The organism is Tumebacillus permanentifrigoris (genome assembly GCF_003148565.1).
In the GTDB taxonomy this organism is placed as follows: domain Bacteria; phylum Bacillota; class Bacilli; order Tumebacillales; family Tumebacillaceae; genus Tumebacillus; species Tumebacillus permanentifrigoris.
In genome coordinates this window covers 1-3,278 of the sequence record NZ_QGGL01000044.1, presented here as the reverse complement: position 1 = coordinate 3,278, position 3,278 = coordinate 1, and the positions used below count along the sequence as shown (strand labels likewise).

The 3,278-nt window shown below is 54.8% G+C and carries 1 protein-coding gene, 1 tRNA gene and 3 rRNA genes; all 5 read right to left on the bottom strand.

Annotated elements, in window-relative coordinates:
- Positions 1-187: ribosomal RNA gene (locus C7459_RS22620) — 16S ribosomal RNA — on the bottom strand; the annotation flags it as partial.
- A 248-nt stretch (positions 188-435) separates the two neighbouring features.
- The gene (gene topA / locus C7459_RS22615; protein WP_109691455.1) at positions 436-2,808 is read right to left on the bottom strand and encodes a type I DNA topoisomerase; all 2,373 of its coding nucleotides are present in this window, start codon (positions 2,806-2,808) and stop codon (positions 436-438) included.
- Positions 2,809-2,872: 64 nt separating this feature from the next.
- Positions 2,873-2,989: ribosomal RNA gene (gene rrf / locus C7459_RS22610) — 5S ribosomal RNA — on the bottom strand.
- Between the two features lie 3 nt (positions 2,990-2,992).
- Positions 2,993-3,079 (bottom strand) — tRNA-Leu (locus C7459_RS22605).
- Between the two features lie 58 nt (positions 3,080-3,137).
- Positions 3,138-3,278, bottom strand: a 23S ribosomal RNA gene (locus tag C7459_RS22600); the annotation flags it as partial.

Below are 3,278 nucleotides of genomic sequence, written 5' to 3'. Positions count from 1 at the left end.
AAGAGATCATCCGGTATTAGCACTCGTTTCCAAGCGTTATCCCAGTCTGCCAGGCAGGTTACCCACGTGTTACTCACCCGTCCGCCGCTGACATCAATGAAGCAAGCTCCACATCAGTCCGCTCGACTTGCATGTATTAGGCACGCCGCCAGCGTTCGTCCTGAGCCAGGATCAAACTCTCAATTAAAGTTTGATTCAAGGCTCGAATCGATTCTCATCTATCACTCGTTTAGTTTTCAAGGATCAATCTCGTCACCGTAGTGTCTCTCGCGGCGACAAGAGTTATCTTATCATGCCCGCAGGGTTTGTCTCAACTCGCTGGAACGTCATTCCAGAACAAATTCCGCCGAATGCCCGCATTTATGACGATCTCGTGAACTCATCTCTCTGGTTTGTTCTCGGAACATAGAAAAACGCACCCATATAGGGTGCGTCTCACGCTTTTTTCTTTTTCTTGACCTGTTTGTAGCGCTTTTTGACGTCAGCAGCACTCAAATCGTCGATGATTTGGATTCCTTCCTGCCATTTGCTTGTCGTGCGGCACGAAGGATACCGACTGCAACCCAGGAACTTCTCCTCTCCCTTGGTGCGGACAATCATAACAGACCCACACTTCGGACAGCACTGGTTTGTCACTTGAACCGTTTTGGCCTCAACCGCCACCGGGTTGCCTTGCTTGTCGATCTTCAAGATGTTCTTGCACTTCGGATACCCACTGCACGCCAAAAACTCGCCATAGCGACCCTTGCGCTTCACCAGCGCCGAACTGCACTTGTCACACTTGTGCTCAGTCTCCACCACCAAAGGCTCAGGCTTCCCCCGCGCCCCATATGCAAAACGACCCCTGCATTGGTAGCAGAAGTATTGCTTAACAGGCTTGCGTTTCCCCTTGGGCGTCACTTCCGTCAAGGTCAGATGGTGCGCACAACTCGGGCAAGGCACGGTAGTCGGCTCCCCGACCGGCACGATATACTTGCACTTCGGATACCCGCCACAGGCAAAAACGTCGCCATACTTCGTCGAGCGCCGCCATAACGGTTGTCCGCACGCAGGGCAGCTCTGCTCCGTCTGTTCCCCCAACACCACGCGATCGCCCGTCTTCATCGCCGTCTCCAACGTCTGGGCAAAGGGTCGGTAGAACTCATCCAGCAACGCCCGCCACTCTCGCGCACCTTCCGCAACATTGTCCAACTGCTTCTCCATCTCCGCGGTGAACTCGACGTTGATCAGATCCGGGAAGTGCGCCACAAGCATATGACAAACTGCGCGCCCAATGTCGGTCGGATGGAACCACTTCTTGTCCACGATGATCACATAGTCACGCGCTTTCAAGACGGAGATAATGCTCGCATACGTACTTGGCCGCCCGACGCCACGCTTCTCCAGTTCCTTGACCAAGCTCGCCTCCGTATAATACGCCGGTGGCTTCGTGAAGCGTTGCGAAGGCTTAATGTCCCGACAGAGCAAACGTTGCCCTGTTTCGACCGGCGGCAGCGTCACGTCTTGCTCTGCCGTCTCACCCCCGGCTTTTTTCGGGTCGATCCCTTCTTCATAGAGCTTCAAAAACCCATCAAATTTCAGCGTGCGCCCATTCGCCTTCCAGCCAAATCGCCCGGATTGGATGCTGACACTGACCGTATCATACACGGCCGCTGCCATCTGGCTGGCCAAAAAGCGCTCATAAATCAGCTTGTACAACCGAAATTGATCAGGTGACAACTGCGACTTCATCCGCTCAGGCGCCCACTCTAAGTGTGTCGGGCGGATCGCCTCGTGCGCGTCCTGTGCTCCGTCCTTCGAACGATAGAAATTCGGGCGCGAGGGTCGGTAAGCTGTACCAAAGCGCTCCCCAATCATCTGCAACGCTTCCTGCTGCACGTGTGGTGCGATGCGGGTCGAGTCGGTCCGCATGTAGGTGATCAGACCAGAAGTCTGCCCGTTCACATCGATTCCTTCATATAATTGCTGTGCCACACGCATCGTCTTCGCTACGTCGAAGCGCAGTTTCCGGGATGCTTCCTGTTGCAAGGTGCTGGTGGTAAACGGCGGGGCTGGGTAGCGTTTTTTGTCGGAGCGTTCCACATCGGTGATGCCAAACGCCTGTTCCTTCGCTTCTGCGACGATCGCCGCAGCGAGGTCCCCTGTGGAGACCTTGGCTTTCTTGCCATCGATTGCGACCAACTGGCAACTGAACACCATCGCCAACGCATCGGTCTGCACCTGCGCGTGTATCTCCCAGTACTCCTCCGTCTTGAAATTCTCAATCTCCTCAGCTCGCTGTACGACCAACAGGAGCGCGACAGACTGCACCCGACCTGCGGAGAGTCCATGCCGGATCTTGCGCCCGAGGAACGGACTGAGTTTGTACCCGACGAGTCGGTCCAAAATGCGCCGTGCCTGTTGCGAATCGACCAGTTGGCGGTCGATCGCACGCGGCTGCGACATCGCCTGTAGCACCGCTTTTTTATTGATCTCGTGAAAAGTGACTCGTGCAATCCGCTTGCCAGGTGCTTTTAACAATTCCTCAAGGTGAAACGCGATCGCCTCCCCCTCGCGATCCGGGTCGGTGCTGAGGATGATCGTATCGGAAGACTTGGCGAGACTGCGCAATTCTTTGACCAGCGCCGTCTTGCCCTTCATCACTTCATATTGCGGTTCAAAGCGGTTCTCGACGTCCACGCCGATGTTTTTCTCCGGCAAGTCCCGGATATGCCCCATCGAAGCTTTGACGAGATAATCTCTCCCCAAGTAGGAGTTGATCGCTTTGGCCTTGGCAGGCGACTCCACGATGACTAGGTGTTTGGCCATCCTTACAACTCCTTTCGTATGCAAAAAAGGGCTCGATCCGCAACGGATCGAGCCCTTCTCATCTGCCTCGCGACGTCCTACTCTCCCAGGACCCTGCGGTCCAAGTACCATCGGCGCTGGAAAGCTTAACTTCTGTGTTCGAGATGGGAACAGGTGTGACCTTTCCGCCATCATCACGAGACTATGGTGCGATCAAGAGGACTTGAACCTCCACAGGGTTGCCCCCACAAGAACCTGAATCTTGCGCGTCTGCCAATTCCGCCATGATCGCATAACAAACTTGATATACTGGATGCTGCAACTTTGTGAGTTCAAGACAATGCATTACGTAGGATAAGCCCTCGACCTATTAGTACTGGTCAGCTAAATGCCTCGCGGCACGTACACACCCAGCCTATCAACCCAGTCTTCTACTGGGGGTCTTACCACGTTGACCGTGTGGGAAGTCTTATCTTGAGGGGGGCTTCGCG

Coding starts and splice junctions, on each gene's coding strand:
- topA (WP_109691455.1), bottom strand. CDS start 2,808: ATGGCCAAACACCTAGTCATCGTGGAGTCGCCTGCCAAGGCCAAAGCG.